Origin of the sequence: Lysinibacillus sp. NPDC097231 (assembly GCF_044761885.1) — a bacterium.
Classification (GTDB): Bacteria; Bacillota; Bacilli; order Bacillales_A; family Planococcaceae; genus Lysinibacillus.
Map to the genome: position 1 here is coordinate 1 of NZ_JBIWDH010000079.1, position 1326 is coordinate 1326.

At 31.1% G+C, this 1326-nt stretch carries 1 pseudogene; it reads right to left on the reverse strand.

From position 1 onward, the window contains the following. Nucleotides 1–1068: 1068 nt before the first annotated feature. A pseudogene (locus ACIQXF_RS23080) lies at nt 1069–1179 on the reverse strand (DUF2268 domain-containing putative Zn-dependent protease); the annotation flags it as partial. Nucleotides 1180–1326 lie beyond the last annotated feature (147 nt).

The window sequence follows — 1326 nt, forward strand, 5'->3', positions numbered from 1 at the left end:
GGAATGGCGAATTAGAGTGAAAGAAAGCCTGATGTTTCATTGGGACATAAATCATTCAACGACTGTATAATTTTGGTTAATCAACACGTGTGATAATATACCTTATTTTCCTGAAGTATACCTTATTACTTTATTAGTGTACTGCTAACCGTGCATATATCAGTAAAAACATTAAAAACTTAGTAAAATAATTCATCGCCAAAATATACTTATCTTTACGACCTTGAATTTGCTGATTCATTTTAAAATCATCAATTTTTATTCAACTCTTTATAAACAAAAAACCCTCAATAGGCTCTCATTTATCGATTCACCCATTGAGGATTAAAAATCTTATTAATTTTTAGTGTAGTCACTTTTTGTCCCTTTGAAATTTATTTCAAATCTCAAACCCTTGATACGACTATTCTTGCATAGTTGCCTCTAACGCTACAACCATCATGTTGTTGAAGTATCCGTGCTATCACGATAAATCATGATTGGTCAAAAGCTTGATATAACAGTATTGTATTGTCTGTAAACTTTCATTGAGAGTCATAAATAATCATGAATTATCTTTAAAAATCACGATTTGGTCGGTTTTTTGGTCGGTTTAGTCGGTCGATTTTTTATCAATTAAACCACCCATCTCGGAGTGATCTTTTCTTATCTCCGCACAATAACAGTTTTATTAACAGTTGTGGATGGCAATCGATCCACATTTAGCTTTTGGTCCGATTCTTGGACCGTAAGAAAATTATCATAGTCATTTGCTCTTGTTCTTTCATGTCTTATATCCCCCTCTCTACATAGAGTGTCTTAGAGTTGTTTAAATACATTATATGACCTTATATGAATTGAAAGTAAATCTATATTTTGTCTATCAACTTGAGAATTATTGAAGTGACTTAAAGTCTTATAAATCAAGGGATACATATTTATAATTATCATAAACCCATTGTTCTTTAATAATATTACCGTAGCTTTGGTTTGGCGATTAAGCCTTTTACATACGCAACTCAATGATTTTTAATTAATCATTAACATATATCTATCCATGGAATATATATTAATTCATTCATAGATTTGTTATTTATAGTTTTCAAAATAATTCCCTTTTTCAAAAATTACTTTTGAACTTAGGGCAGTCCATTCCTCTGGGGTTACATTTGGGTGCAAATCAAGATAGGATTTAACCATGGGTTTTCACTACGACAAATCGAACTCAAAACAAAAAACACCCTTAAACTATTGTAAAGTGTACCCTTTGTAAAGGACATTTTAAAAAAAGCTCTAGGCAACTTGAAGAAGATGATGTCTGTATTGTGCAGGTGTCATCTTTTTTAG